Annotated in this window: 1 protein-coding gene; it reads left to right on the forward strand. The window is 50.6% G+C overall.

The window, feature by feature from the left end:
• A partial coding sequence (locus BC349_RS13850) for a hypothetical protein (RefSeq protein WP_222840190.1) occupies positions 1–547 on the forward strand: 547 nt, incomplete at both ends.

The raw sequence follows: 547 nt of genomic DNA on the forward strand, positions 1-547 counted from the left end.
TTTGCCTGTGAGCGGAACAGCGGGTGGCGACCTCACCGGTACTTATCCCAATCCAACTGTTGCTGCCAATGCGGTAACAACAACTAAGATTGCGGATGCGGCTATTACTTCTACCAAACTGGCAGATGCTTCAGTTGGTTCCACCAAAGTGGCTGACAATGCAATCCTTGCTAATAAAATTGCTGCCAATGCAGTAACAACTGCTAAAGTAGCAGACGGTTCCATCACTGCTGCGAAACTGGCTCCTGGTGTGATTCCCACCTCTTTGCCTGTGAGCGGAACAGCGGGTGGCGACCTCACCGGTACTTATCCCAATCCGACTGTTGCCGCCAATGCGGTAACCACAGCTAAAGTGGCGGATGCAGCTATTACATCAACCAAACTGGCAGATGCTTCTGTTGGTTCAACCAAAGTGGCTGACAATGCAATCGTTGCTAATAAAATTGCTACGAATGCAGTAACAACCGCTAAGGTTGCTGATGCCGCCATCACAACACCTAAAGTTGCAGACGGTTCCATCACCGCCGCGAAACTGGCTCCTGGTGTG

The organism is Flavihumibacter stibioxidans (assembly GCF_014332695.1).
GTDB lineage: Bacteria > Bacteroidota > Bacteroidia > Chitinophagales > Chitinophagaceae > Flavihumibacter > Flavihumibacter stibioxidans.